Source organism: Bradyrhizobium sp. ORS 375, from assembly GCF_000239775.1.
Classification (GTDB): Bacteria; Pseudomonadota; Alphaproteobacteria; order Rhizobiales; family Xanthobacteraceae; genus Bradyrhizobium.
Genome location: NZ_CAFI01000085.1, coordinates 16,565 through 40,980 on the forward strand (window position 1 = coordinate 16,565; position 24,416 = coordinate 40,980).

22 protein-coding genes and 1 tRNA gene are annotated in these 24,416 nt (G+C 64.0%); 18 read left to right on the plus strand and 5 right to left on the minus strand.

What is annotated here, in order from left to right; translation table 11 throughout:
* Positions 1-13 precede the first annotated feature (13 nt).
* The 9 genes from BRAO375_RS07430 (at position 14) to BRAO375_RS07470 (ending at position 9,352) form a co-directional block, all read left to right on the plus strand.
* Positions 14-1,180, plus strand: coding sequence for a glycoside hydrolase 5 family protein (locus tag BRAO375_RS07430; protein ID WP_009026851.1), 1,167 nt, complete (start codon positions 14-16; stop codon positions 1,178-1,180).
* Between the two features lie 87 nt (positions 1,181-1,267).
* A complete protein-coding gene (locus BRAO375_RS07435) occupies positions 1,268-2,455 on the plus strand; it encodes a glycosyltransferase (protein WP_009026852.1) in 1,188 nt (395 codons plus the stop codon).
* A complete protein-coding gene (locus tag BRAO375_RS07440) occupies positions 2,455-3,612 on the plus strand; it encodes a glycoside hydrolase family 1 protein (protein ID WP_009026853.1) in 1,158 nt (385 codons plus the stop codon). The genes BRAO375_RS07435 and BRAO375_RS07440 overlap by 1 nt, the downstream gene beginning before the upstream one ends.
* A gap of 83 nt (positions 3,613-3,695) precedes the next feature.
* Positions 3,696-4,838, plus strand: coding sequence for a UDP-galactopyranose mutase (gene glf, locus BRAO375_RS07445; RefSeq protein ID WP_009026854.1), 1,143 nt, complete (start codon positions 3,696-3,698; stop codon positions 4,836-4,838).
* 14 nt (positions 4,839-4,852) lie between these two features.
* Complete coding sequence (locus BRAO375_RS07450; protein ID WP_009026855.1) at positions 4,853-6,658, plus strand: ABC transporter ATP-binding protein; 1,806 nt, start codon at positions 4,853-4,855, stop codon at positions 6,656-6,658.
* Positions 6,659-6,720: 62 nt separating this feature from the next.
* Entirely contained in the window at positions 6,721-7,032 is a 312-nt protein-coding gene (locus BRAO375_RS37270) for a hypothetical protein (protein ID WP_139031333.1), read from the plus strand.
* Positions 7,033-7,137: 105 nt separating this feature from the next.
* Entirely contained in the window at positions 7,138-8,001 is an 864-nt protein-coding gene (locus tag BRAO375_RS07460) for an SIR2 family NAD-dependent protein deacylase (protein ID WP_009026857.1), read from the plus strand.
* A 149-nt stretch (positions 8,002-8,150) separates the two neighbouring features.
* A complete protein-coding gene (locus BRAO375_RS07465; protein ID WP_009026858.1) occupies positions 8,151-8,375 on the plus strand; it encodes a hypothetical protein in 225 nt (74 codons plus the stop codon).
* A 452-nt stretch (positions 8,376-8,827) separates the two neighbouring features.
* Entirely contained in the window at positions 8,828-9,352 is a 525-nt protein-coding gene (locus BRAO375_RS07470; protein ID WP_009026859.1) for a hypothetical protein, read from the plus strand.
* Between the two features lie 83 nt (positions 9,353-9,435).
* Here the strand turns inward: BRAO375_RS07470 and BRAO375_RS07475 are convergent, their stop codons facing one another.
* Positions 9,436-9,837, minus strand: a complete 402-nt coding sequence (locus BRAO375_RS07475; RefSeq protein WP_009026860.1) for a response regulator — start codon at positions 9,835-9,837, stop codon at positions 9,436-9,438.
* A 111-nt stretch (positions 9,838-9,948) separates the two neighbouring features.
* Between BRAO375_RS07475 and BRAO375_RS07480 the strand changes: the two genes are divergently transcribed.
* Together BRAO375_RS07480 and BRAO375_RS07485 are read left to right on the plus strand one after the other, a co-directional pair.
* Complete coding sequence (locus tag BRAO375_RS07480) at positions 9,949-10,953, plus strand: chemotaxis protein CheB (RefSeq protein WP_009026861.1); 1,005 nt, start codon at positions 9,949-9,951, stop codon at positions 10,951-10,953.
* Positions 10,954-10,974: 21 nt separating this feature from the next.
* Entirely contained in the window at positions 10,975-11,265 is a 291-nt protein-coding gene (locus BRAO375_RS07485) for a hypothetical protein (protein ID WP_009026862.1), read from the plus strand.
* Positions 11,266-11,309: 44 nt separating this feature from the next.
* Here BRAO375_RS07485 and BRAO375_RS07490 read toward each other — a convergent pair whose 3' ends face one another.
* Positions 11,310-11,528, minus strand: coding sequence for a hypothetical protein (locus BRAO375_RS07490; protein ID WP_035647623.1), 219 nt, complete (start codon positions 11,526-11,528; stop codon positions 11,310-11,312).
* A gap of 187 nt (positions 11,529-11,715) precedes the next feature.
* Here BRAO375_RS07490 and BRAO375_RS07495 point away from each other — a divergent pair, with 187 nt between their 5' ends.
* The 3 genes from BRAO375_RS07495 to BRAO375_RS07505 all read left to right on the plus strand — a co-directional run bounded on the left by BRAO375_RS07495 (position 11,716) and on the right by BRAO375_RS07505 (position 17,823).
* Complete coding sequence (locus BRAO375_RS07495; protein WP_009026864.1) at positions 11,716-14,880, plus strand: CheR family methyltransferase; 3,165 nt, start codon at positions 11,716-11,718, stop codon at positions 14,878-14,880.
* Positions 14,877-15,623 carry a Crp/Fnr family transcriptional regulator gene (locus tag BRAO375_RS07500; protein WP_009026865.1) on the plus strand — a complete coding sequence of 249 codons (747 nt, stop codon included), beginning with the start codon at positions 14,877-14,879 and terminating at the stop codon, positions 15,621-15,623. Before BRAO375_RS07495 ends, BRAO375_RS07500 begins: the two co-directional genes overlap by 4 nt.
* Positions 15,624-16,416: 793 nt before the next feature.
* Positions 16,417-17,823: a carbohydrate porin gene (locus BRAO375_RS07505; protein WP_052536070.1), complete on the plus strand. Its 1,407-nt coding sequence runs from the start codon at positions 16,417-16,419 to the stop codon at positions 17,821-17,823.
* A gap of 61 nt (positions 17,824-17,884) precedes the next feature.
* On the opposite strand, the gene BRAO375_RS07510 is transcribed toward BRAO375_RS07505, so the two are convergent.
* Positions 17,885-18,283 (minus strand): hypothetical protein, encoded by a 399-nt coding sequence (locus tag BRAO375_RS07510; RefSeq protein ID WP_052536071.1) that lies wholly within the window; start codon positions 18,281-18,283, stop codon positions 17,885-17,887.
* An 11-nt stretch (positions 18,284-18,294) separates the two neighbouring features.
* Positions 18,295-18,516, minus strand: a complete 222-nt coding sequence (locus BRAO375_RS07515) for a hypothetical protein (RefSeq protein WP_009026868.1) — start codon at positions 18,514-18,516, stop codon at positions 18,295-18,297.
* 199 nt (positions 18,517-18,715) lie between these two features.
* Between BRAO375_RS07515 and BRAO375_RS07520 the strand changes: the two genes are divergently transcribed.
* From BRAO375_RS07520 to BRAO375_RS07535, 4 genes are read left to right on the plus strand one after another with little or no spacing between them, the layout of a single operon-like run.
* On the plus strand, positions 18,716-19,168 hold the full coding sequence (locus BRAO375_RS07520) for a (2Fe-2S)-binding protein (RefSeq protein ID WP_009026869.1): 453 nt from the start codon (positions 18,716-18,718) through the stop codon (positions 19,166-19,168).
* 11 nt (positions 19,169-19,179) lie between these two features.
* On the plus strand, positions 19,180-21,450 hold the full coding sequence (locus BRAO375_RS07525) for a xanthine dehydrogenase family protein molybdopterin-binding subunit (RefSeq protein ID WP_009026870.1): 2,271 nt from the start codon (positions 19,180-19,182) through the stop codon (positions 21,448-21,450).
* The gene (locus BRAO375_RS07530; protein ID WP_009026871.1) at positions 21,450-22,754 is read left to right on the plus strand and encodes a c-type cytochrome; all 1,305 of its coding nucleotides are present in this window, start codon (positions 21,450-21,452) and stop codon (positions 22,752-22,754) included. The genes BRAO375_RS07525 and BRAO375_RS07530 overlap by 1 nt, the downstream gene beginning before the upstream one ends.
* A gap of 21 nt (positions 22,755-22,775) precedes the next feature.
* Positions 22,776-23,972: an NADH-quinone oxidoreductase subunit D gene (locus BRAO375_RS07535; protein ID WP_009026872.1), complete on the plus strand. Its 1,197-nt coding sequence runs from the start codon at positions 22,776-22,778 to the stop codon at positions 23,970-23,972.
* 158 nt (positions 23,973-24,130) lie between these two features.
* Here BRAO375_RS07535 and BRAO375_RS07540 read toward each other — a convergent pair.
* Positions 24,131-24,205: transfer RNA gene (locus BRAO375_RS07540), tRNA-Val, on the minus strand.
* Positions 24,206-24,416: the final 211 nt, after the last annotated feature.

Here is a 24,416-nt window from a genome sequence, read left to right on the forward strand (position 1 = left end):
GGAGAACCGGGCGATGCGCAGCGCACTGAGAAACATCCTGCTCGGTCTCCTCCTGATCGTCATACCAGCGACAGGTCGGGCAGAGCAGTGGACGGCCGCTGACGCAACGAACTGGGCGGCGGGTCAACCCTGGATGGTTGGGGCCAACTACATTCCTGCCGACGCCAGCAACACGCTCGAGATGTGGCAGGAGGAGAGTTTCGATCCCGCGCGCATCGAGCTCGAACTCGGGTGGGCCGAGCGGCTCGGCTTCAACACCTTGCGCGTCTTTCTGCACGACCTGCTCTGGCAGCAGGATGCCATGGCATTCACGCGCCGGATCGACCGCTCTCTCGCGATCGCGGATAAACACCATTTGCGCGTCATCCTCGTCCTGTTCGATTCCTGCTGGGATCCTGATCCGCGGCTTGGACAACAGGCCCCGCCTGTGCCGGGCGTCCATAACTCGCGCTGGGTACAAAGCCCAGGCTCGGCAGCGCTTCAAGACGAAGGCCAATGGCCGCGGCTCCAGGCCTATGTCGAAGGCGTGGTCGGCGCCTTCAGGAACGACAAGCGCATCCTCGCCTGGGACATCTGGAACGAGCCTGATAACGTCAATCGCGACAGCTACTTTCAGCGGGAGCCGGCTGACAAGATCGACAGAGTGCGCTCCTTGCTTCCACGGGCGTTCGCCTGGGCGCGGATGTCGCGCCCGATCCAGCCGCTGACCAGTGCGGTGTGGCGCGATCCGTCGAGGGCGCGGCCGCCCGACGAGATCGAGCGGATTCAGCTCTCGAACTCCGACATCATTTCCTTCCACAGCTATGACGAGCCGGATCGTTTTGAGCGGCAGATCCTCTTCCTGGAACAGGACAAGCGACCCATTCTGTGCACCGAGTATATGGCACGTCCGCGCGGCAGTACGTTCGAGGGCATCCTGCCGATCGCGGCCCGTCATCATGTCGGAGCGATCAATTGGGGATTTGCGAACGGCATGACGCAGACACATCTGCCGTGGGATTCCTGGCAGACCCCCTATGTTGGTCGTGAGCCGCCGGTGTGGTTTCACGACATCTTTCGGTCCGACGGCCGTGCCTATCGCGAGAGAGAGACCGCTTTCATCCGCAAGCTGATCGACGCGCAAAGCGCCGTTCCGATCGAAGCGCCTCGGAAGACGGGAGCAAGCACCGGCCGCGATTAACACTTGTTACCAGACGGGACTGCGGCAACCGACATAGGAACGAGTGTCAATTCCCGGCCTTGATCTGCGAGCCGTGAGGGACCGACCATGCCACCTGCGATAAGCCTTGACCCAAGCCGCGAGGAACGCGGCGGACTGATCTGCTTATCTCACCTCAGGTGGAATTTCGTCTATCAACGGCCACAGCACCTGCTGTCACGAGCCGCAGCCCTGGTCGACGTCTTTGTCTTCGAGGAGCCGATCTTCGATGCCACAGAGCCCACACTCGTAGCCAGCGACGGTGGTCCGGGCGTCCAGGTGCTGGTGCCGCATCTGCCGCCGTCGGACAATGTCGAGGTCATCGAAGCTCAGCAACGCGAGCTGCTGAACGAATTCATCGACTCGAAGTCCTTTCCGGAGCTGATCCTCTGGTACTACACGCCGATGGCGCTGGGGTTCACCAGCCATTTGCGCCCGGACCTCTGCGTCTACGACTGCATGGACGAACTGACGGCGTTCCGGTTCGCTCCGCCACGCCTGGTCGAGCGTGAGATCGAGCTCCTCGCAAGCTGTGACGTCGTCTTCACCGGAGGCCAGAGCCTTTACGACGCCAAGCAGGACCGCCATCCGCACGTGCATTGTTGCCCGAGCAGCATCGACAAGGCCCATTTCGCTCAGGCCCGGCAGCTCCGCGGCGACTCGGAGCCGTTAGATCAAGCTGGCATCCCGCCGCGCCGCGCCGGCTTCTTCGGCGTGATCGACGAGCGCATGGACATGACGTTGTTGCAGACGATGGCCGCGCAGGCGCCCGACGTGCAGTTCGTGATGATCGGTCCGCTTGCGAAGATCGAGCGCTCCGAGCTCCCCGATCTGCCGAACCTGCACTGGCTCGGCCCGAAGCAGTATCGTGAGCTGCCGTTCTACCTCGCCGGATGGGATTGCGGCATCATGCCGTTCGCCCGCAACGAGAGCACGCGATTCATCAGCCCGACCAAGACGCCTGAATACCTCGCCGGTGGCCTGCCTGTTGTCTCGACTGATATTAACGACGTCCGCAGACCTTATGGTGAGCTGGGGCTGGTGGCGATCGCCGACACGGCAGAGGCATTCTTACATGAGGTCCGGCGAAGCATTGAGACGCGCGGCGACGCGCATCGGCTGAAGCGCGTGGATCAGTTTCTGTCGGACAAGTCCTGGGATTTCACGTTTGGGAAGATGGTGCAAGTCATGCGGCAGCGAGGCGCGTCGCTTGGAGCGAACCCGAGGGTGGCAACGGATCGGATCGAGCGTGTCTAGTGGCGAGCGACGACCTGCAATGCACGGCCTACGTCAAGTCCGCGCTTTTCGATAGTTTCTTCATCGGTGGGTTCGAGTGCTCGACCCATCGACGCCCTGACGGCAGGCGTCTGGACCTCATCGCGGCCAGCGGCCATGATCGATCCGCGTTCGACGACTACCGGCGTTTGAAGCAGGTCGGCCTGCACACCTTCCGCGACGGGCTTCGATGGCATCTCATCGAGCAAGCTCCCGGCCGTTATGAATGGTCGACAGCCATTGCGGCCTTGCGAGCCGCGCGACGCGCTGGCGTTCAGGTGATCTGGGACCTGCTGCACTATGGCTGGCCGGATGATATCGATATCTTCGCGCCGGAGTTCGTCTCCCGGTTTGCGCGCTTTGCGGCAGCTGCTGCGCGTCTTGTGAAAGAGGAGAGTGGTGGGGCCGGCTACTTCTGTCCAATCAATGAGATCTCATATTTTGCCTGGGCCGGTGGCGACAACGCTCTGATGAATCCGTTCTGCGTCGGGGAAGGCGGCCGGCTTAAGCGGCAGCTCGTCCGTGCCTCCATCGCCGCGATCGACGCCATTCGGGCTGTCGATCCAGCGGCGCGCATCGTGCACGCTGAGCCGTTGGTGCACATCGCCCCGGCGGGTGATGGAGACGAGGCGCTGGCCGAGACCCTGAAGGGCTATCAATACGAAGCGATGGACATGCTGACCGGCCGTATGGCGTCCGAGCTCGGGGGGAGGCCGGATTGTCTCGATATTCTCGGCGTCAATTATTATCCGGACAACCAATGGCTTACGAATGGGGCGACCATTCCGCTCGGCCATTGTCGTTATCGAGCCTTTCGCCATTTGCTCAGCGAGTGCCATGCCCGTTACCGAACGCCGATGTTCATTTCCGAGACGGGCGCGGAAGGCAGCGCCCGCGCGGCCTGGCTTTATTATGTTGCGCGCGAGGTGCTCGCCGCTCGCAATGACGGCGTCGACCTCGAGGGGCTCTGCCTGTATCCGGTCCTAGACTATCCCGGATGGGTCAACGAACGGTCCTGCGAAACCGGATTGCTGGGGCCGATCGGGCAAGACGGAGGCCGGCTTTTTTACGAGCCGCTGTGTCAGGAGCTGATTGCGTCCGCGGCCTGTCTCAGGCGTGGCATGCCTGTCGTGTGTTAGCTGCTCCCCGCATGGCCGCGCGGCATTAGGAACGTTCATTTTCCGCCCAGCTTCTCTCCCGGTCAGATATCGGGAGTATGACCGTGTTCGATTGGTTGATCGTTGGGGCAGGATTTGCAGGAAGCGTGCTCGCAGAGCGGCTTGCTACGCAGTTGAAGCAGACCGTGTTGATCATCGACCGGCGACCGCATATCGGCGGAAACGCCTATGATTGTTACGACGCGGCCGGCGTGCTGATGCACCGCTATGGCCCGCACATTTTCCACACAAATTCCAGCGAGATATTTCAGTACCTGTCGAATTTCACCGAGTGGCGGTCCTATGAGCACCGGGTACGGGCGAGCGTGAAGGGGCAGCAGCTGCCGATTCCGATCAACCGCACCACGCTGAATCGTCTGTACGGCCTGCAGCTGTCGACGGAGGAGGAAGCCGAAGCGTTCTACGAAAGCCGTCGCGAGTCGATCGATACGATCCGAACCTCGGAAGACGTCGTCGTCGACCGGGTCGGCCGCGAGCTGTACGAGCTGTTCTTCAGAGGCTATACGCGCAAGCAGTGGGGGCTCGATCCCTCGCAGCTGGACAAGTCGGTGACGGCGCGCGTGCCGACGCGCGCGAACACCGATGACCGCTATTTCGGCGACAGCCATCAATTTATGCCCAAGGACGGCTATACGCGGATGTTCGAGCGCATGCTCGACAATCCTCGGATCTCGATCATGCTGCAGACCGACTTCAACATGATCAAGAAGCTCGTCCCATACCGCAACCTGATCTTCACCGGCGCCGTCGATGAGTATTTCGATCGCTGCTACGGAGCGCTGCCGTATCGCTCGCTACGGTTCGAGCACGTGACGTTGCCGAAAGAGTGGCATCAGGACGTGGCGGTCGTGAATTACCCCGGCGACGAGCCGTTCACGCGTGTCAGCGAATACAAGCATCTGACAGGACAGGTGCACCCGTTCACGACGATCACCTATGAGCATCCGACGGATATCGGCGACCCCTATTATCCGATCCCCTGCGACAGCAATCGCGCGCTTTACCGCAAGTATCAGGCGCTGGCTGCGAGCCAGAGCGATGTCCATTTCGTCGGCCGTCTCGCGACCTATCAGTACTACAACATGGACCAGGTCGTGGGGCAGGCGCTTGCCACGTTCCGGCGCATCCGGGACGCCGAGCAGCGCGTTGCGCCTGACGTCACTGATCGCAGTTTCGCTTCGGCATGACAGAGGCGATATCTATGCTGCGCCCGAAGCTCGTGAGCCCGCGCCTGCATGATCCGAAGGAAGCGGGTCCCCTGGCGTTCGTTTGGTCCTACGTCAAGGCCAAGCGCCAGCATTTTGCGCCGCTGTTTGGTTGCGTCGTGGTCGCTGGCGCCTGCGCGATCGCTGTTCAATATGAGATGAAGGCGCTGGTGGATGCGATGGCCGCGCCCGAGCGCCGGGTTGACGCGGTGCTGCTGGCCTTCGGGCTGTTCATCTCCATCGTCGCCGTGGAGACGATCTGCTGGCGCGTCGCCGGCTGGCTGGGTGCCCGTGCAATCGTCAGCGCCGGCGTGCAGATTCGCCTCGACCTGTTCGAGCGATTGGTCGCCAAGCCGCTGGGCTTTTTCGCCGAAGTGTTTTCTGGAGCGCTCGGCTCGCGCATCACGGCGGTCAGCGGCGCTTTCGGCGCCATCATGAACACGTTCATCTGGAACATCCTGCCGCCTTGCGTCGACTTCGTCGGCGCGCTGGTGCTGTTCAGCATCATGGATATCGGCATGGCGGTTGCGGTGTTCGCGCTCGTCATCGCGATCGGCAGTGGGCTCCTTGTGTTTGGCCTGCGGGGCAGGCAGCTGCACCACGTTTATGCAAGACAGGCGGGCAGGGCGTCCGGGGAGCTCATCGATACGATCGCCAACATCCGCGCAGTCAAGATGTTCGGCATGCGGCACCGCGAGCACCAGAGGCTTTCGGCGATCCTGCATGAGGAGGCCGACGCCCAGGGGCGGAGTTGGACCTATCTCGAGAAGAGCAGGATGCTGCACGATTTCTTCCTGTGGCTGTCGGCCGCCTGCATCTTCGGCTGGGCCGTCTATCGTTGGACAATCGGCGCGTTCTCGCCAGGTGACGTGGTGCTGGTCAGCGCGCTGACCTTCCGTATTCTGCACGGCTCGCGCGATCTTGCGATGGCCCTCATCGGCACCAGCAACCAGATTGCCGTGATCAGGGAGACCCTGGAGGTGCTGGAGGCCCATTCCACGCCTACCGTTGGGACCATCCACCTCGGGCGCAGCGAGCCGCCCCAGATCCAAATCTCCCGCCTGGGCTTTGCTTACCGTCCAGATGATCCGGTCCTCAGCGACATCAGCTGCGACATTCCGCCGGGACAGCGCGTCGGCATCATCGGCGAGTCCGGCGCAGGAAAGTCGACCTTGCTCGCGCTTTTGCATCGGCTGCATGATCCCCAGCGCGGCGAGATCCGGCTCGGCGGCCAGCCGCTTGCTGCGATGTCCGAGCAGGGCTTGCACGACCTGATCGCCTTCGTTCCGCAGGATGTCGGCCTGTTTCACCGCACCATCCTCGAAAACCTGCGCTACGGCCATCCTGATGCGACAGAGCAGGAGATCATGGCGGCTGCAGAGATCGCGCAATGCGGCTTCATCCATGAACTGCCGGATGGCCTCCGCACAATCGTGGGCGAGGGCGGCACGGTGCTATCGGGGGGGCAGCGGCAACGCATCGCGATTGCCAGGGCCTTACTGAAGAGCGCGCCCATTCTGCTGCTGGACGAAGCAACCTCGGCGCTCGACGTCGACACCGAGCGGGCGCTGCGTCAAGCCCTTGCAGGCGCATTTGCGAACCGGACCATCATCTCGGCGACCCATCGGTTTGCGACCCTGGAGGCGTTCGACAGGATCATCGTGCTGCAGAACGGGCGGATCATTCAGGATGGCAGCCCGGCTGCGGTCATCGGCGGTCATCCGAGATGGGATCACTCGCATCTCCGTCCGGAGTCTCAGTCCACCCTCAGGCGCCGCCAGGGAATCGAACAAGCCGGGTAGCCGGCCCGTGACCGGGTCTCGGCGGCGGCGTGCCTGATCCCTGCTGACGATTGAGAACGCCCGTGAAGCAGATTGCCTGCTCCAGACGGAGATCCCCTGGAGCTTCAGCGATCGATCGTGTCTCTCGGCCGCTCGCGAAGCTCGCGCTCGATCTGCGCCAGGGCTCTGTTTGCGACCATGAGCGGCCGGTGCTCACCCTGCTCGAAGAGACGTGGGACATGGCGCCCGACCAGAGCATTCGCCTCTGTCGGACTGCAGCCACGTCGCAGCAGATAGCCGGTCGCAATATCGATCGCCTGAAACAATGCAGCCATGTTGTGGTCTGTGGACATCATAAAACGATTTCGACGGTTACAGGAGAACCGGCGGTCTGATTGGCTGTTCCTGGGCCTTTGAGGCGACGCTGCACTTCGGACAGCAGGACCTGTCGGGCGAGGGCGGTTGGTAGGAACGCCGCTTGTTGTTCTCGTTTGTCTCGCATGGAGCTGATTCAACACAGCGGTGAGCCGCGTCTGGCGCAGGACGTGCTGGTGTCTGCGATGCGGCGCCGGCATGCCATCCTGTTTGTTGGCGCCGGCGTGTCGATGACGGTCGGGCTGCCATCCTGGCAGTCGCTGATCGATCATCTTGTCGAGGAGCTCGAACTCGAGTGCGACGTCATCGACGGCATGCGCGATGGCTATCAGATGCTGGCGGAGTACTATCGTCTCGAGCGAGGCGGCATCGGTCCGCTGCGCAGCTGGCTTGACCGCAATTGGCGGGTCGCTTCGGACTGCATCGCGCAATCACACCTTCACCGGTTGATTGTCGATCTCGACTTCCCGGTGATCTACACGACCAACTATGACCGCAATCTGGAAACGGCATTCGAGGTGTGCGGCAAGCCATACGCCAAGATCAGCAATGCAAAGGAGATCGCTTCGGCTCCGGCGGGTGTCACCCAGATCGTCAAGTACCACGGCGATTTCGACGACGATGCGTCGCTCGTGCTGACCGAAACGGACTTCCTCAAACGGCTGTCGTTCGACTCACCGCTGGATCTCAAGCTTCGCGCGGACGCGCTGGCCAATACTATTCTGTTCGTCGGCTACAGCATGTCCGATCCCAACATCCGCTTGCTGCTGTATCGGATCTGGCAGATCTGGGAGGAGTCGGGCTACCGCCACGATCGACCGCGCTCCTTCGTTTTCGCTCCCCTGCGGAATCCGGTCCAGGAGGCGATCCTCGCGCGCTGGGGTATCACCAGCCTGTCTCCCGCCGATACGGCGAGCGCGGATCAGGCGCTCACGGCTTTCCTCGGCGATCTCCGCGCGAGATTGGTGAGCGGAGCGCAGGCGGATTGACGCGGACGGAAAGGAGTTCCAGTGCCGCGGTGTTCGAGCGTCAGTATAGACCCGCTTGGAATACTTGGCCTTGCTTACCTATGTTGCTGCAGTCCTGCGCTCGACCGGCAAAATGATGCCGGTACTTTTTCTAACAGCGCGGGACGAGTATGGAAGTCGATTATCGAAAGAAGCGGCGTCGCCGGGTCAAGCAGACCCTGTCCCTCGGCGAACGTCTGCTGCAGACGGCCCATGCGGCGCGCGAGGCCGCTAAGCAGATGCCGCCGGGTGCCGATCAGGTGCAGCTCTTGGCGCGGGCGCGCGAGGCCGAGGCGATCGCGCAGCTCGAGGCATTTCTGAGAGGGCCTACGCGCTATCCTCCACGGCGTCCGTGATTCATGCAGGGCGTCAGGTCGGCGAGGTTCACCGGCACCGCCGCGGTCCTCGGCGACGAGATATCGCCGTAAGGAAGAACTTGGGTTCGGCGCGGTAGTCTGAGGCCAGTCGCCATCGCGATGGCGGCCTAACCTTCCCGCGTGCGTCGTTGCTGACCATCTCAGCGGAGCGGGATCGGCAATCATGATGCTCGGTAGCAGCTCCCTTAGGCCGTGCACGCTTGCGGCCCCGACCGCATTGCGTGTTGTCGGATACGTTCAGTGCCTCGCGCGTGCCGGCTCATGCGCCATCGGCATGGATCGTGCGGGAGACGGCGATCGCCCGCATCTCATCAGGCTGAAGCCGATCGTAAGTTCATTGGAACGTTGAGATGCGGCTCCGCTTAGCCGCAGACGCTCACACGGCGACGACCGATACGGCAACAACATCGAATCATATGAGGAAATCTGGAATGACAATGATGAAGCATATACTTGGAGCAGTCGCGCTCACTGCGATGAGTGCTGCTCCCACGCTGGCGCAATCGGTGATCAGCGATCCCGGTCGTTGCGAGGCGGAATTCCCGAACGCGAACTGCCAGAACCTCGGACCTGGCAACCCCTACACCGGCACAGGCCCGACGCTTGAAAACCGCCGTGATCTGAACCGATCGCGCCACTCTCGCGCAAGCCGCGCTCACGCACGGCGCAGCGACAACGGCTTCTGGCCGGCGGAGGCTGCGGGCGACGTCATCGGGGGGGCGGTGGGGGCTGCCGGCGCGATCGCCACCGCTCCGTTCAGGCCAGCGGGAGCATGGGACAGCGGTTGGGGCAACTCGGGCTGGGACAATTCCTACGCGATGATGGGCGGCGGGGGCGATGGCGATGAGTCGAATGTCGGCACCTACACGGCCGGCAACGTCGCCGGCAACTGGGTCGCATGCCCGCGCGGCGCCATGGTGCAGGGCGTGGACGGCCGCATGCACCGCTGCCGCTAACGGCAAGCAGGCGATGGCACGGCGGTCTGCCAGTGCCATCGCCGCGCGGTGAGCGAGACGCGAGGAGACGTCAGGTCGAGATATCAATGCTCGCGCAGCCTCGCCGCAAGAAAGTCGGCCACGGACGAGATATCGATCGGCTTTTCCCAATGCGGAACGTCGGCGAATTCGGGCCGTATGGACGCCTTGTCATATCCAGTCGTAAAGACGAATGGAATGTTGCGCTCGCGCAGGATGCGCGCCACCGGGAAGATCATCTCGCTGCGGACATTGATGTCGAGCAGGGCGGCATCGAACGATTGCCCGGACCGCAGCAGCGCCTGCGCCTCGTCGATATCACACATCGGTCCGATCACCTCAGCGCCGCGGCGCCGGAACTCATCGGCGAGATCATCGGCCAGAAAATACTCGTCCTCGACAATCAGGATCGATCGTCCGGCAAATGGCTGTGAGGACGTCCGCGGAATGGCCGATCCATGATGCATGAAGTTCTCCTATGAGAATGACTGATAGGAACGGCTGATGGACAAATACCTTGTCGCCCAACGGTACAAAACAACCCGTGTTCCTGTGCGACGCTCGAGAAGGATCGGATCTTGTTCAACCGAGACATCATCGTCATCGGCGGCTCATCGGGAGCAACCGCACCGCTGAAGGAGATTCTCGGGCGGCTGCCGCCTGATATCCCCGCCGCGGTGTTTGTCGTGCTACACATTCCCGCACGCGGAATCGGCATCCTGTCGACAGTCGTCCACGCCGCAGGCTGCCTTCCGGTCAAGCATGCCATGGATGGGATGCCGATCGAAAACGGAACGGTGTATCTCGCGGCGCCCGATCATCACCTGCTGGTCGTGAATGGCGAGATCATGCTCGGCCGCGGCCCACGCGAGAACATGGTTCGTCCGGCCATCGATCCCCTGTTCCGATCTGCTGCGCTGCATTATGGGCCCAGGGTCATCGGTATTATCCTAAGTGGTCTTCTATCAGACGGTGCGTCCGGCCTCAACGCCATTAAGCGCTGCGGCGGGGTGGCGATGGTGCAGGCGCCGACGGATGCGCTTGCTGATGAGATGCCGCGGCGTGCGCTCGAAGCCAGTTCCGTCGACTACTGCCTGCCGGGCGCTGAGATCGGCGATGTCCTCGCCGGCTTGACCAAGGCGAAGGCCGACGCGGCGGGGCCCGCTCCGCCTGACATCCGCCTGGAGGTGGACATCGCAGCCGGCGAGCGCATCGACAGCGAGACCCTCGGGACGATCTCCAGACCGGCGGCCTTGACCTGCCCGAGCTGCGGCGGCGTGCTGTCGCACGTCACCGTCGACAAGCCGCTGCGGTTTCGCTGCCAGGTGGGGCACGCCTTCACGGCCGACGTGCTGGCCAGGGAGCAGGAGAGCCGGGTCGACGAGGCGATGCGGGTGGCGCTGCGTATCATCGAGGAGCGCGCGGAGCTGGTGCGCCGCATGGCCGAGGATGCGCGCGCCAGCGGCCGCACCGCGATTGCCGAGATGTACGACGACAGATGCATCGAGTACAGGCGCTATGCCGATCTGATCAGGCAGGTCGTCCTCAAGTCGCTCGATCTGCCGGCGGCGACAGGGGGGTGAAAGATGGGGAGAGATGCCCCGATGTTTTCGGCCGAGACCACGGCGGCCGAGATCCGTGCCGAGGAGATGCAGCTGCGCAAGGCCGTCGCGGACATTCTGAAGGGGCGGACGCGTCTGCGCAACCAGGAGCGGCTGATCGCCGACATGGGCCAGCCTTGCGCCAGCTCGGTTGGCCACAGGACCAAGCAAGAGGCTGAGCGGCTCGCGGTGCTGATACGCGAGAGCCTGGCGGAGTGGGAGCGGCATCGCGCGCTCATTCAGCAACGGCTGGCCTATTTGCGCCTCCGCCAGCAGCGCGAGCTGAAATCCTGACACGCAGGGCCGCCGGGCGGCCTGCGCGCGCCGGTGGCGATGCGTCAGCCGTCGCGGCGGGGCAGCTTCACGAACTGCACGCCCGTCGCACACCAGGCGAACATGCAGCCATGCCCGTCCGCGAAGTTCCTGATACGCCCGGTCGCGACATCGTTGTAGCCGAACATCCGCTCGACATCCGCTGTCGCCAGATGCAGGCCCTGGCCGGGAACCAAACGGTCCAGCTGCATTTGCAGAATCGGTAGGCTGAGTGGCTCGGTCATGGATCAACGGGTAGAGGAAACCGGCACCATCGATGTTGCGGCAGATCAAGCCGCGCGGGCCGGATTCGTCGGCGGAAAGCATGCTTTCTTGCTGCGTTGGCGGTGTCCTGCGGCTATTTTGTTTGCAGGACGGATCGGCTAGTTTGTTTCTGTTTTTGGCTGAGGCGGATTTGATTTGCGACAGGGTATGACGACCGAAGGCGTGTCTCAATCTGGCGACAAGAAGCGGCGTCCGCTGGTGATCGGTGTGGGCGCCTCGACCGGGAATACGGCGAGCCTCGCCCGGTTCCTGTCCAAGGCCGCGCTCGATCAGGATCTCGCCATGGTGCTGGTGCTGCAGCATCGCGAAGCGCTCGACGGGGCCTGGCTGCGCCAGGTGCTGCAACCGCTCGAGAGCGTCCGCCTGCGGGATCTCGAGGATGGCGCCGAGCTCGAAGGTCAGTCGATCTATCTCTGCCCGCCGAACATGATTGCGACCTTGCAGGACAACCGCGTCCTCCTGCGGCAAAGCCCGCAGGCGCCCGGCGAGCGCGCCACCATCGACAGCCTCCTGGTGTCGCTCGCCGAGGAGCGTGCGGAGCAGGCGATCGGCGTCGTCCTGGCCGGCACCGGCGGTGACGGCACGCTCGGCGTCGCCGTGCTGAAGGATCATGGCGGGCTCGCGCTCGCCGAGCGCCTCGCGGACGAAGGGGAAGAGGAGCTGCAGGACAGCAGCCGGGCCGCCGCGATCGCGGATTTCGTGCTGCCGGCCGAGGACATCGCGGACCACATCCAGGTCTATGCCCGCCACCTGCGCCGGCTCGAGGAGCGCCAGGGCTTCGACGAGGTGCTTGCCGCGGCCGCCGCCTCGCTCGGCCGCATCGCCGACATCCTGCGCAACAAGACCGGCAACGATTTTCACGGCTACAAGCAGAACACCTTCCTGCGCCGGGTGCAGCGCCGCATGCAGGTGGTGCAGATCAGCGACATCGCGGCCTATGTCGATTTCCTCCGCAACGACAAGGACGAGGTGCAGCACCTGTTCAACGACCTCCTGATCGGCGTGACCGAGTTCTTCCGCGACAAGCGGGAGTTCGAGGTGCTGGAGCAGGACGTCATTCCGCAGATCTTCGCCGGCAAGCAGAGCGGGCAGCAGATCCGGGTCTGGGTGCTGGGCTGCGCGACCGGCGAGGAGGCCTATTCCATCGCCATCCTGTTGCGGGAGCATGCGGCCAAGCTCGACTCGCCGCCGTCGCTGCAGATTTTCGCCACCGACATCGACGGCCGGGCGTTGGCCGCGGCGCGGGTCGGCCGCTACCGCACCGACATCGAGGGCAACATTACGCCGGAGCGGCTGGCACGCTGGTTCGTGCGCGAGGGGGACACCTATTGCGTGGTCAAGGAGCTGCGCGAGATGTGCATCTTCTCCCAGCACAACGTCATCAAGGATGCGCCGTTCTCCAAGCTCGATCTGGTGTCGTGCCGCAATCTGCTGATCTATCTGAACGCCGAGTTGCAGAACCGCGTGATCCCGCTGTTCCACTTCTCGCTGCTGCCTGGCCGCTTTCTGTTCCTCGGCAATTCGGAAAACGTCACCCGGCATCCGAAATTGTTCGCGCCGGTCGACCGCCGCGCGCGCATCTTCCGCAAGCTCGACAGCGGCTCGCGGCTGCCGCCGGAATTTCCGATCAGCACGGCTGCGGGGCGCGCAACCGTCGAGATGCCGACGATCCGGACTGTCAACGCCGATGTCGGGCTCGAGCGCAAGGCGCAGCGCATCGCCGAGCGCTATGCGCCCGCCTATGTCATCACCGACGGCAACTTCCAGATCCTGCACTTCTCCGGCCGCACCGGCCGCTTCATCGAGCCGACCGCGGGTGCTGCGACCTTGGATCTGCTCAGCCTCGTCCATCGCGACCTCAGGCTCGAATTGCGCACGGCGCTCGGCCATGCGCGCGACTCCAACCAGATCGTGCATGCCGACCAGGTGATGCTGGGGGTCAACGGCCATACGGTCGGCGTCGACATCACCGTCGAGCCGGTCGAGGACGGGGCCGACGGCCACCGCAATTTCGTCGTGCTGTTCAAGGATGGCCCGCTGCGTCCGTCCACGGCGCTGCCGAGCGGCAACAGCGCGCTGGTGCGCAGCGAGCATGTCGAGCGGCTCGAAAGCGAGCTGCGGGCGACCCGCGAGCGACTGCAGGCGACGATCGAGGAACTGGAGAGCACCAACGAGGAGCTCAAATCCTCCAACGAGGAATATCAGTCGCTGAACGAGGAGCTGCAATCCGCCAATGAGGAGCTCGAGACCTCGCGCGAGGAGCTGCAATCGGTCAACGAGGAGCTCACGACGGTCAATGGCGAGCTCGCGCATCGTGTCCAGGAGCTGACGCGCGCCACCAGCGACCTGAAGAATTTCCTCGAGAGCACGCAGATCGCGACCGTGTTCGTGGACAACGATCTCCGCGTGATGAACTTCACGCCTGCGATCACCCAGGTTCTGCATCTGGTCGAGACCGATGTCGGCCGCCCGATCGCTCACATCAAGGCCAAGATCCCGATCGAGGAGCTGTACGAGGACATCCGCCGGGTGCTGCGCACGCTGGCGAGCGCCGAGCGCGAGCTGACTGCGCCGGATAGCGGCACCCGCTTCATCGTGCGCATGCTGCCCTATCGCAGCGTCGACAACTTCATCGCCGGCGTGGTGATGACCTTCATCGACGTGACCGCGATCACCCGCGCCGAGGAGCGCCAGCGCCTGCTGCTGGCCGAATTGCAGCATCGCGTGCGCAACACACTCGGTGTCGTGCGTTCGATCGCGCGGCGCTCGGCCCAGACCAGCTCTACGGTCGATGAATATGCCGCGCATCTCGATGGCCGGCTCGGCGCGCTGGCGCGCACCCAGGCGGCGGTGACGCGCGATCCCGAAGCGGGCGTCGATCTCGAATATCTCTTGGCTGACGAGCTGATGGCCTACAAGGCGCGCGAGGGCGAGCAAGTGCGCATCTCTGGTCCGTCGATGCGGCTGCAGCCCAAGGCGGCCGAGACCCTGTCGCTCGCCATTCATGAGCTGGCGACCAACGCAGTGAAATACGGCGCGCTGAGCCAGCCGGCTGGACGGGTCGAGATCAGCTGGCACATCGACGAGAGCGTCGATCCCAATGAACTGGTGTTTGAATGGCGCGAGAGAGGAGGGCCTGAGGTGAAGCCGTCGCAACGAAAAGGCTTTGGCACCGAGATCCTGGAGCGGACATTGGCCTTCGAGCTGAAGGGCAGGACGCAGCTGTCGTTCAATCCGGCGGGCCTGCAATTCCAGATCATCCTTCCGCTCAGCCGCAGTTTCGTCCAGAGCCCCGCGACATCACAGCGATGAGCGGCCGAGGCATCAGCGCGGCCACGGCGGATGTCGTGCTTCGCCGGCTGCGCGCATTCCGCGCGATCTCCGAGGAGGCGGCGGCGAAGCTCGAACAGGCCATGCGTGGCCATGTCGTGGTCGCCTCGGCAGGGCAGGAGCTGGCCACCGAGGGCGACGCCGCGGCCACAATCCGCATGATGCTGACCGGCTGGGCTGTGCGCTACAAGACGCTGGAGGATGGCCGCCGGCAGATCGTCAATTTGGTCCTGCCCGGCGACACCTGCGATGCGCAAATTTATCTCGTGAAGCGGCTCGATCATTCGATTGCGGCGCTGACGCCAGTCAGTTACGCCGAGCTCGACCGCGAGCGCTTCGAAAGCCTAATGGTCGGCGATCGAACGCTCGCCGAAGCCTTCTGGTGCGAGACGCTTTCCAATGCGGCGATCCAGCGCGAGTGGACGCTGAACCTTGGCCGCCGCGATGCCTATGAGCGTGTCGCGCATCTCTTCTGTGAAGTGGTGACGCGGCTGCGCGCCGTCGGGCTGGTTGACGGCGACAGCTGCAAGTTCCCGATCACCCAGATCGATCTTGCCGATGCAACCGGATTATCGGTGGTTCATCTAAATCGTACCTTGCAGGAGTTGCGCTCCGCCGACCTGATCGTGCTGCGCGACCGCACCCTGACCGTGCCAGATTTCGATGCGCTGATGGGCGCGGCGATGTTTGATCCTGACTATCTGCACTACGCATCCGTTGACTAATCGTGTGGACGCAAATCGCGTCCGCATGTCTGCCACTACTGGTGTCGCTTGCGTCGGGTGTGGCTCGGACTTTCAGCATATGCGGCACCGGCCCGCGGCGCCAGCGAGCGCCCTAGTTCATTGGAAATATCCGCTCTCTCAGATCAAGCGGGTGGATGAGAAGTTGGGCCCCCGGTGATCGTCGCGGCGCTACTGGGCCCAGTGCCACCCGCGATCTCGATACGGCGAAGCTCGACCAGATCATCGGTGCCAAAGTGAAAGTCAATGGCAGCGTCTATCAGTTCCATGTCGAGATTGGTGCCTCGATTATCCATAATAGAATGCCGTTGACGCCGCTCAGCTGCCCTGCGCGCGGCGATCGGCGCCAACTTCCAGCCGGCAGGAGGTGGCAAGACGGAACTCACGGGTGATTCCGTTTGGACCAGCGCCAAGATCATTCGGTGATCCCGGAGCTACCGAGGCAGGGCATCGCAGTGACGGGGCAGCGACATGCTGGATGAACAGCCGCGGTTGCTATCAATGCATCGCTGGGCAAACAATGATACCGCAGGCTTGGCGAGGGCCGGTCCGCGACGCTCGAGAAGACCGCGAGCACGATGAGCTGATCTTGACTACAAATTGGGCCGCATTGGACGCAAGCTGCTTGAGGCTCACCGGCATTATCCCATGATGTTTCGCCTCCAGGAACAAACCGCTACGTTTCGCGATAAGCGGATGGGTGGCGCACATGGCGAACGGCGGTCGGTTTCACTTGTCTCGCCGCTGGGGCACCGCAACTTGCTGGGCGAGCGGCGTGCTCGTGCTGTTGCACGGCGCGCCATCGCCTGCAGCGGACGAATTGACCGTGCCGGCGTTGCCCACCGTGCTCCGCGATCTCAGCGATGTCGGCGGCGGCCGCAGCGCGCTGGAGCAGCGTGGCGTCCGCTTCACCTTTACTTATTACGGCGATGGGTTTGCCAATCCGAGCGGAGGCGTGAGGCAAGGCGTAGGCTTCGATGGGCGCTTCGGAACCATCATTGATGCCGATCTCGCCAAGCTGGTCGGCTGGAGCGGGGCGACGGCGCATGCCAGCATTCATGACATCTTCGGCACGCAATTCAGCGCGCGTAATCTCGCCAACCTGATGAGTGTGAGCGGCATCGAAGCGCCGCCGTCACTGCGGCTGTTCAATCTCTGGATCGAGCAGGCGATCGGATCGAAGCTCAATCTGCGGGTCGGGCAATTCACCGCCGCGCAGGAGTTCATGACCAGCGATACGGCAAACCTGTTCGTGAACTCGACCTTCGGCTGGCCGACATCATTTGCGCAGGACCTGCCGAGCGGTGGTCCGGCCTATCCTGAGGCGACGCCGGGTGTCCGGCTGTCCTTCGCGGCGACCGACGCCTTCACACTGCGGGCGGCCGTTTTCAATGGTGATCCAGCCGGTCCGGGGCCGGGCAATCCGGTGCAGCGTGATCCCCTTGGTCTGGCGCTTCGCGTCAACGATCCGCCGTTCTTGATCGTAGAAGGCATCTCGGCCTGGGGCGAAGCGCCTCCAGCGCATCGTCGTGCGGTCAATCCCAATCAGGAAGGGACCGATGCGGGTGGCCGACGTGGCAGCCCGGACCAGCAGGGCGGGCTGCCCGGCTCGTTGAAGCTCGGCGCTTGGTATCACTCTGGCAGCTTTGCCGATCAGAGGACCGATATCAACGGACAGCTGCTTGCGGCTGATGCCGGAGCGCCGCTGCAGCATCGTGGCAATTGGAGTTTTTATGCCGTGCTCGATCAGGATCTTTGGCAGATGCCGAACGACGGCAGCCGGCGTCTCAGCGGCTTACTGCGAGCAAGCGTCAGCCCGGCTGATCGGAACCTGGTGGACCTCTATGTCGATGGCGGAATGACGTTCAAGGGCGCGCTGCCCCAGCGCTCCGACGACATCATAGGGCTCGCTCTCGCCTATGGGCGCATCTCCAGCGCCGCGCGCGAGGCCAGCCGCGACGTGGCTGTGTTGAGCCACGGAGCCGGCCCGATCCGCGACTATGAACTCGCCCTTGAGCTCACCTATCAATGGAAGCTGGCAGACAATTGGACGCTGCAGCCAGACCTCCAGTACATCGGACATCCCGGAGGCCATGCGCCCACGGCGGCGCCCGCGGCGGTCGGCGCTGCCGCGATTCCCGATGCCCTGGTGTTTGGTCTGCGCAGCTTCCTGAAGTTTTAGCTGCGGCCGCGCGCAGGCCCACTACGAAGATGTCAACACGGAGGTGTCAACGGAGACCACGTCAATAGAGAGCGCGCGGGATGAACTCTCGTGCGACCATCAGCGCGCTGTCCTCGCACAGTTCGAGCGCGAGCTTCTGCGCGAGCATGACGTCGCCGGCCGGAAGGTCGTAAATCGGCACGAAGCAGAGGCCGCGGCGGACGCGTCCGCGCTCGTCGAGCAGGCAGACATTCATCGCCGTGCCCCTGTAGATCCTGTAGCGGCGAGCGCTGTGGGAGCCGATCACGTCGAAATAGCCGCGCGAGCAAAACTGCTTCCATTGTGCCGGCGTCAGCCATTGTTGTAACAGACGCTGCGCGCGGCCGGCCGGCGTGCGGTGGAACCGGTGCTGGCCATACAGGGTCCGCACCGCGCGCCGGCGCCGCAGGGCACGCTGCTCCGATCTGACAACGCTGAACATGACCGGTCGTGCTAGCCGCCCACGAGCCGCGGGAAGAACACGTATTCCTCCACGCGCGGATCGAACGAACGGATGATCTCCACGCGCCCTGGCGCAACGCGGGCGGTCGCCGTGAAGCCTCGCGCAGTCAGTTGCTGAAAGCGCAACTCAGCCTCCGCCACCTGCGCCGCACTCGCAGGATCGAACGGGTATCGGCTGTCGCCGGCTCGGTCCATCACGATCTGGACTGCCATGAAGGGCCTCCTTGGGGAATGAGACGTTGTAAGTCTCGGACCGCAACAGACGCAGTGAGGAAGGGTTCCTGTCAGTCATGAGTCCGGATCGGTAGTTGTCTCGCAGGCGAGCGGGATCCGCGACGGGTTCGAATAGGAACGTCGGGGAGCATCAGGCATTCGCCCCGCTTGCATGAGGCACGGTCCCGGAGCTCGCGGCATGGTCGATCTGAACATCAACGGAGAGATCAGGAGCTATGACGTCCCGGACGACATGCCGCTGCTCTGGGTGCTGCGCGATGTGGCTGGTCTGGTCGGCACCAAGTTCGGCTGCGGCATCGCGCAGTGCGGCGCCTGCACGGTGCATGTCGACGGCCGGCCGGCGCGCTCCTGCGTGATGTCGGTGAGCGCCGTCGGCAATCGACAGATCAGGACGATCGAGGCGATCGGCAGAGACCCTGTCGGGCAGGGGGTGCAGAAGGCGTGGGTCGATCTCGACGTTGTCCAGTGCGGCTACTGCCAGTCTGGCCAGATCATGTCCGCGGTGGCCTTGCTCAACGTCAAGCGAGAGCCCTCGGACGCCGATATCGATGCCGCCATGGCCGGCAATGTCTGCCGCTGCGGCACCTACCCGCGCATCCGCGCCGCAATAAAGACTGCCTCAAAGGTCTGAGGGGGGGCACGATGTCCGGGCCTGCTTATATTCACATCCCAAACCGCATCTCACGCCGTAGTCTGCTCGGCGCAGGACTCGTCATCGGCTTTGCCGCCGCGGCCAGCCGCAAGGCGCACGCCGCCGGCGAGCAGCCCGGCCTCGGCAAGATCCAGGACGTCACCGGGAAGGGGCAGACCGGCACGGCCTTCGAAGGTTTCGCACCCGGCGGCTTCGTGCGGATCAGTCCGGATGGCCGGATCACGTTGATCGTGCCCAATGTCGAGATGGGGCAGGGCATCTACACCGGCGAGGCCATGCTGATCGCCGAGGAATTGGAAGCTGGGCTCGACCAGGTGCAAGTGGAGACAGCGCCGCCCAATGAGCAACTCTATCGCCAGCCACTCTTGAAGTCGCAGACGACCGGCGGCTCGACGTCGATCCGCGGCGCCTATGGTCCGCTGCGCCAGGCGGGCGCGGCGGCGCGCACGATGATCATCGGGGCAGCCGCGCAGCGCTGGCGCGTCCCTGCGACCGAATGCACGGCCAGTCGGGGCGTTGTAACGCACGTTCGCACCAATCGCACTTTGAGCTATGGCGAACTTGCGCTCGAAGCCGGCCGGCAGCCGGTGCCCCAGAATGTGCCGCTGAAGGATCCCTCACAGTGGAAGCTGATCGGTACGCCAGCGCGGCGCACGGATTCGCCGGGCAAGACCGACGGCACCGCCACGTTCGGCATCGACATTCGCGTGCCCGGCATGAAGGTGGCGGCGGTGGCGGCCTCTCCAGTCATCGGCGGCAAGCTCGTCTCGGTCGACGACTCCGCGGCCCGTGCCATTCCGGGCGTTCGCGATGTGATCAGAATCGCCAACGCGGTGGCCGTGACGGCGGACCATTATTGGGCAGCCCGTCAGGGGCTCGCGGCGCTTCGCATCACCTGGGACGATGGACCGAACGCAGGAATGTCGAGCGCGCAGCTCATCGACGATCTCAAAGGCGCCTACGGCAAGGTGAAAGCCATCGTCGCGCGCCACGACGGTGACGTCGACGGCGCGATGGCTCGCGCCGCGCAGCGCGTGGAGGCCGAATACGAGCTGCCGTTCCTGGCGCATGCCACCATGGAGCCGATCAACACCACGATCCACGTACGCCCGGATGGTTGTGACGTGTGGGTCGGCACGCAGGTGCCGACGGTTGCTCAGCAGCTCGTCGCACAGGCGACCGGCCTGCCGCTCGACAAGGTCGCGGTTCACAACCAGCTGCTCGGCGGCGGCTTTGGCCGGCGCCTCGAGGCGGACTCCATTCAGCAGGCGGCCGAACTCGCCAAGCATGTCAGCTACCCCGTCAAGATCATCTGGAGCCGCGAGGAGGACATACAGCACGACATGTTCCGGCCGGCCTATTACGATCGCATGTCGGCAGCCCTCGGCAGCGACGGTCTGCCGCTGGCCTGGGTCGATCACATCACCGGCGGTTCGATCACGGCGCACTACATGCCGCAGGGATTGCCGCCGGGCGAGATTGATCCGGATGCTGTTGAGGGGGCGAAAGAGACGCCTTACGATTTTCCGGCCGTGCACGTCGACTGGACGCGTGCCGATCCGCCGATCCCCTTCACCTGGTGGCGTGGCGTCGGTCCGACACACAACGTGTTCGTCGTCGAAAGCTTCGTCGATGAGCTTGCCCATGCGGCCAAGCGCGATCCGATCGACTATCGCAAGGCGTTGCTCGGCAAGAACCCGCGATCACGCGCGGTGCTGGAAATGGCAGCCGAGAAGGCCGGCTGGGGCGCGCCGCTGCCGCCGCGGAGCGGTCGCGGTGTCTCGCTGCACGATTCCTTCGGTAGCCATCTCGCGATCGTGCTGCAGGTGGCGGTGGCGGACAATGGCGAGATCAAGCTGCAGCGCGCGGTTGCCGTCATGGATTGCGGCCTCACCATCAACCCAGACCAGGTCAAGGCGCAGATGGAAGGCGGTCTGAACTTCGGCCTGACGGCTGCGCTCTACAGCGACATCACGTTTCGGAACGGCCGCGTGCAGCAGAGCAATTTCAACGATTATCGCATGCTGCGCATCCACGAGAGCCCCGCTATCGAGGTGCATGTGATCAGGAGCACTGAGGACCCCGGCGGCGTGGGCGAGACTGCGACGGTCTCGGCCGCGCCGGCGCTCGGCAACGCCCTGTTCGCCGCGACGGGCGTGCGGCTGCGGCGTTACCCGTTCGACCGCGGCCGGCTCGCCAGCCAGGCGATGGCCTCGAATGCACGTCAAGGAACGACTGCTCTCGCTTCTGAGGATCGCTGATGCGCCGGCTCGGGTTGACGATCCTCGCGATCGTGGTGGTGCTCGCGGCGGCCGCGGCAGCGTTCTTCTTCTGGCCGCACGGCCTCACCGATGTCGCAGAGGCGCGCTCGCGCCTGCCGACGGGCGCCGACTCTGTCAAACGCGGCGAGTATCTCGCCAAGGCGGCCGATTGCGCCGCCTGCCACTCGGTCGGAAGCAGTCGGCCCTATGCGGGTGGACTGCCGTTCCACCTGCCGTTCGGTACGATCTACGCGACCAACATCACGCCCGATCGCGACACCGGCATCGGCCAGTGGAGCGACGCCGAGTTCGTGCGCGCCATGCATCATGGCGTGGGACGCGACGGCCGGGATCTCTATCCCGCCTTTCCCTATGCCTCCTATGCGCTGATGAGCACGGAGGATGCGCTCGCCATCAAGGACTATCTGTTCAGCCTCACGCCGGTGCATGCCGAGGCGCCGCCGCATCAGCTCAAATTACCCTACGACCAAAGCTATCTGCTGCGCGCCTGGAAACTCTTGTTCGTCCCGCGTCAACAGTTCAATCCCGATCCCGGGCAGTCGACGGCTCAGAACCGGGGCGCCTATCTCGTCGAGGCGCTCGGCCATTGCGGCGAATGCCACACGCCGCGCAACAAGCTCTATGGCCTGGACAGCGGCCAGAAGTTCGCGGGCGCCGTCACCGCGGGATGGAAGGCCTACAACATCACCTCGGATGCGACGGCGGGCATCGGCGCATGGTCTGATCAGGCGCTTGCGGACTATCTCAGCAAGGGCTTCGCGCAAGGCCACGGCGCGGCCTCGGGCAGCATGGCCGAGGCGGTGGAGTACAGCCTCAGCCACCTGACGCCGGAGGACATCAAGGCGATGGTCGCCTATCTGCGCACCGTGCCCGGGCATCCCGCGCCCCACGAGCTCGCGGTCGCCCCCTCGCCGCGATCGCTGAACGACTCGACGCATCTCACGCCGGCTCCCGCCGAGAACGATCAGGAGTCCCTTGGGCTCGAGGTGTTTCAGGGCGCTTGCGCAAGCTGCCACGGCTTCGACGGTACCGGCGTCAACGATCCGCGTGCCGCGCTGGCGGGCAGCCAGACCGTGAACGATCCGACCGGCGTCAATCTGCTCCAGGTGCTGCTACAGGGATCCCGATTCCGGACCGACCATGTAGAGGCGGCGATGCCGTCATTCCACGCCTATCGCGATGTCGAGCTCGCGGCGGTGGCCAATTATGTGCTGGCGCATTTCGGCGCCAAGTCGGCGCAGATCTCGCCGGATCAGGTCGCGCGAGCGCGACGCGGGCAATAGGCCGGCGGGAGAGGTGGACCGATGAGCGACGCGCAGCAGAGCTTCCGCAACTTCACCATCAATTTCGGCCCGCAGCATCCGGCAGCGCACGGTGTGCTGCGGCTCGTTCTGGAGCTCGATGGCGAGGTCGTGCGCCGGGTCGATCCGCACATCGGGCTGCTCCATCGGGGCACCGAGAAGCTGATTGAGGTGAAGACCTATCTGCAGGCCATCCCCTATTTCGACCGTCTCGACTACGTCGCGCCGCTGACCCAGGAGCACGCGTTCTGTCTGGCCATCGAGCGCCTGCTCGGCATCGCGGTGCCCAGGCGCGGGCAGCTCATCCGCGTCCTCTATCATGAGCTCAGCAGGATTCTTTCGCATCTCCTCAACGTCACAACGCAGGCGATGGATGTCGGCGCGCTCACGCCGCCGCTGTGGGGATTTGAGGAGCGCGAGAAGCTGATGACGTTCTATGAGCGTGCATCAGGTAGCCGGATGCATGCCAATTACTATCGGCCGGGCGGCGTCCACCAGGACCTGCCGCCCAAGCTGATCGACGATATCGAAGCCTGGTGCGATCCATTCCTGCGTGTGGTCGACGACCTCGACGCCCTGCTATCCCGGAACCGGATCTTCAAGCAGCGCAACGTCGATATTGGTGTCGTCACGCTTGCGCAGGCCTGGGAGTGGGGCTTCTCAGGGGTCATGGTGCGCGGCTCGGGCGCAGCCTGGGACTTGCGCAAGGCGCAACCCTACGACTGCTACGCCGAGATGGATTTCGACGTCCCCATCGGCCGCAACGGTGATTGCTACGACCGCTACCTCATCCGCATGGAGGAGATGCGGCAGTCGGTCCGCATCATGAAGCAGTGCATCGCCAAGCTGCGCGCTGCGGACGGGCAGGGTCCCGTCCTGATCCAGGACAACAAGGTCGCCCCGCCGCGTCGAGGCGAGATGAAGCGCTCGATGGAGGCCCTGATCCATCACTTCAAGCTGTACACCGAAGGCTTCCATGTCCCGCCCGGCGAAATCTATGTCGCGGTGGAGGCCCCGAAAGGTGAGTTCGGCGTCTTCCTCGTGTCCGATGGCAGCAACAAACCCTATCGGTGCAAGATCCGTTCGCCCGGCTTTGCCCATCTGCAGGCGATGGACATGCTGTGCCGGGGTCATTTGCTAGCCGACGTGTCAGCCATCCTCGGCTCGCTGGATATCGTGTTTGGTGAGGTCGACCGTTAGAGAAATTCAGGCGGGCGTCTTGTCCAAGAACCGCGGACTGCCCGTTCTCGCGGCCTCGGATGCAGCCTAATTTTTTGTGTGCCCGGATTGTGCCCCCGTGGAATTGGGGCACATCGGAAGGGAATGGATAGTCTAAGCTACTGAATTTGTTTGCTAAATGGTGGGCGCACAAGGGATCGAACCTTGGACCTCTCCCGTGTGAAGGGAACGCTCTCCCGCTGAGCTATGCGCCCGGATCCTGGTGGCTGCCGGCCGTGAGGCCTTTTGGGCAGCTGCCGAAGCAGTCCGTCGGAGCCCGCGATTTACGAAGCGCGGGCAGGGGGTGTCAAGGATTTGCGGCGGGGTCGGTGAGGAAAACTGCGGGGGAGTGCCCCGCGCCGTCCCGATTGGACCCAAATCGGCCGTGTGATCCTGGCCCTCCCGAGGCGGGAGGGCCGGCGCGGC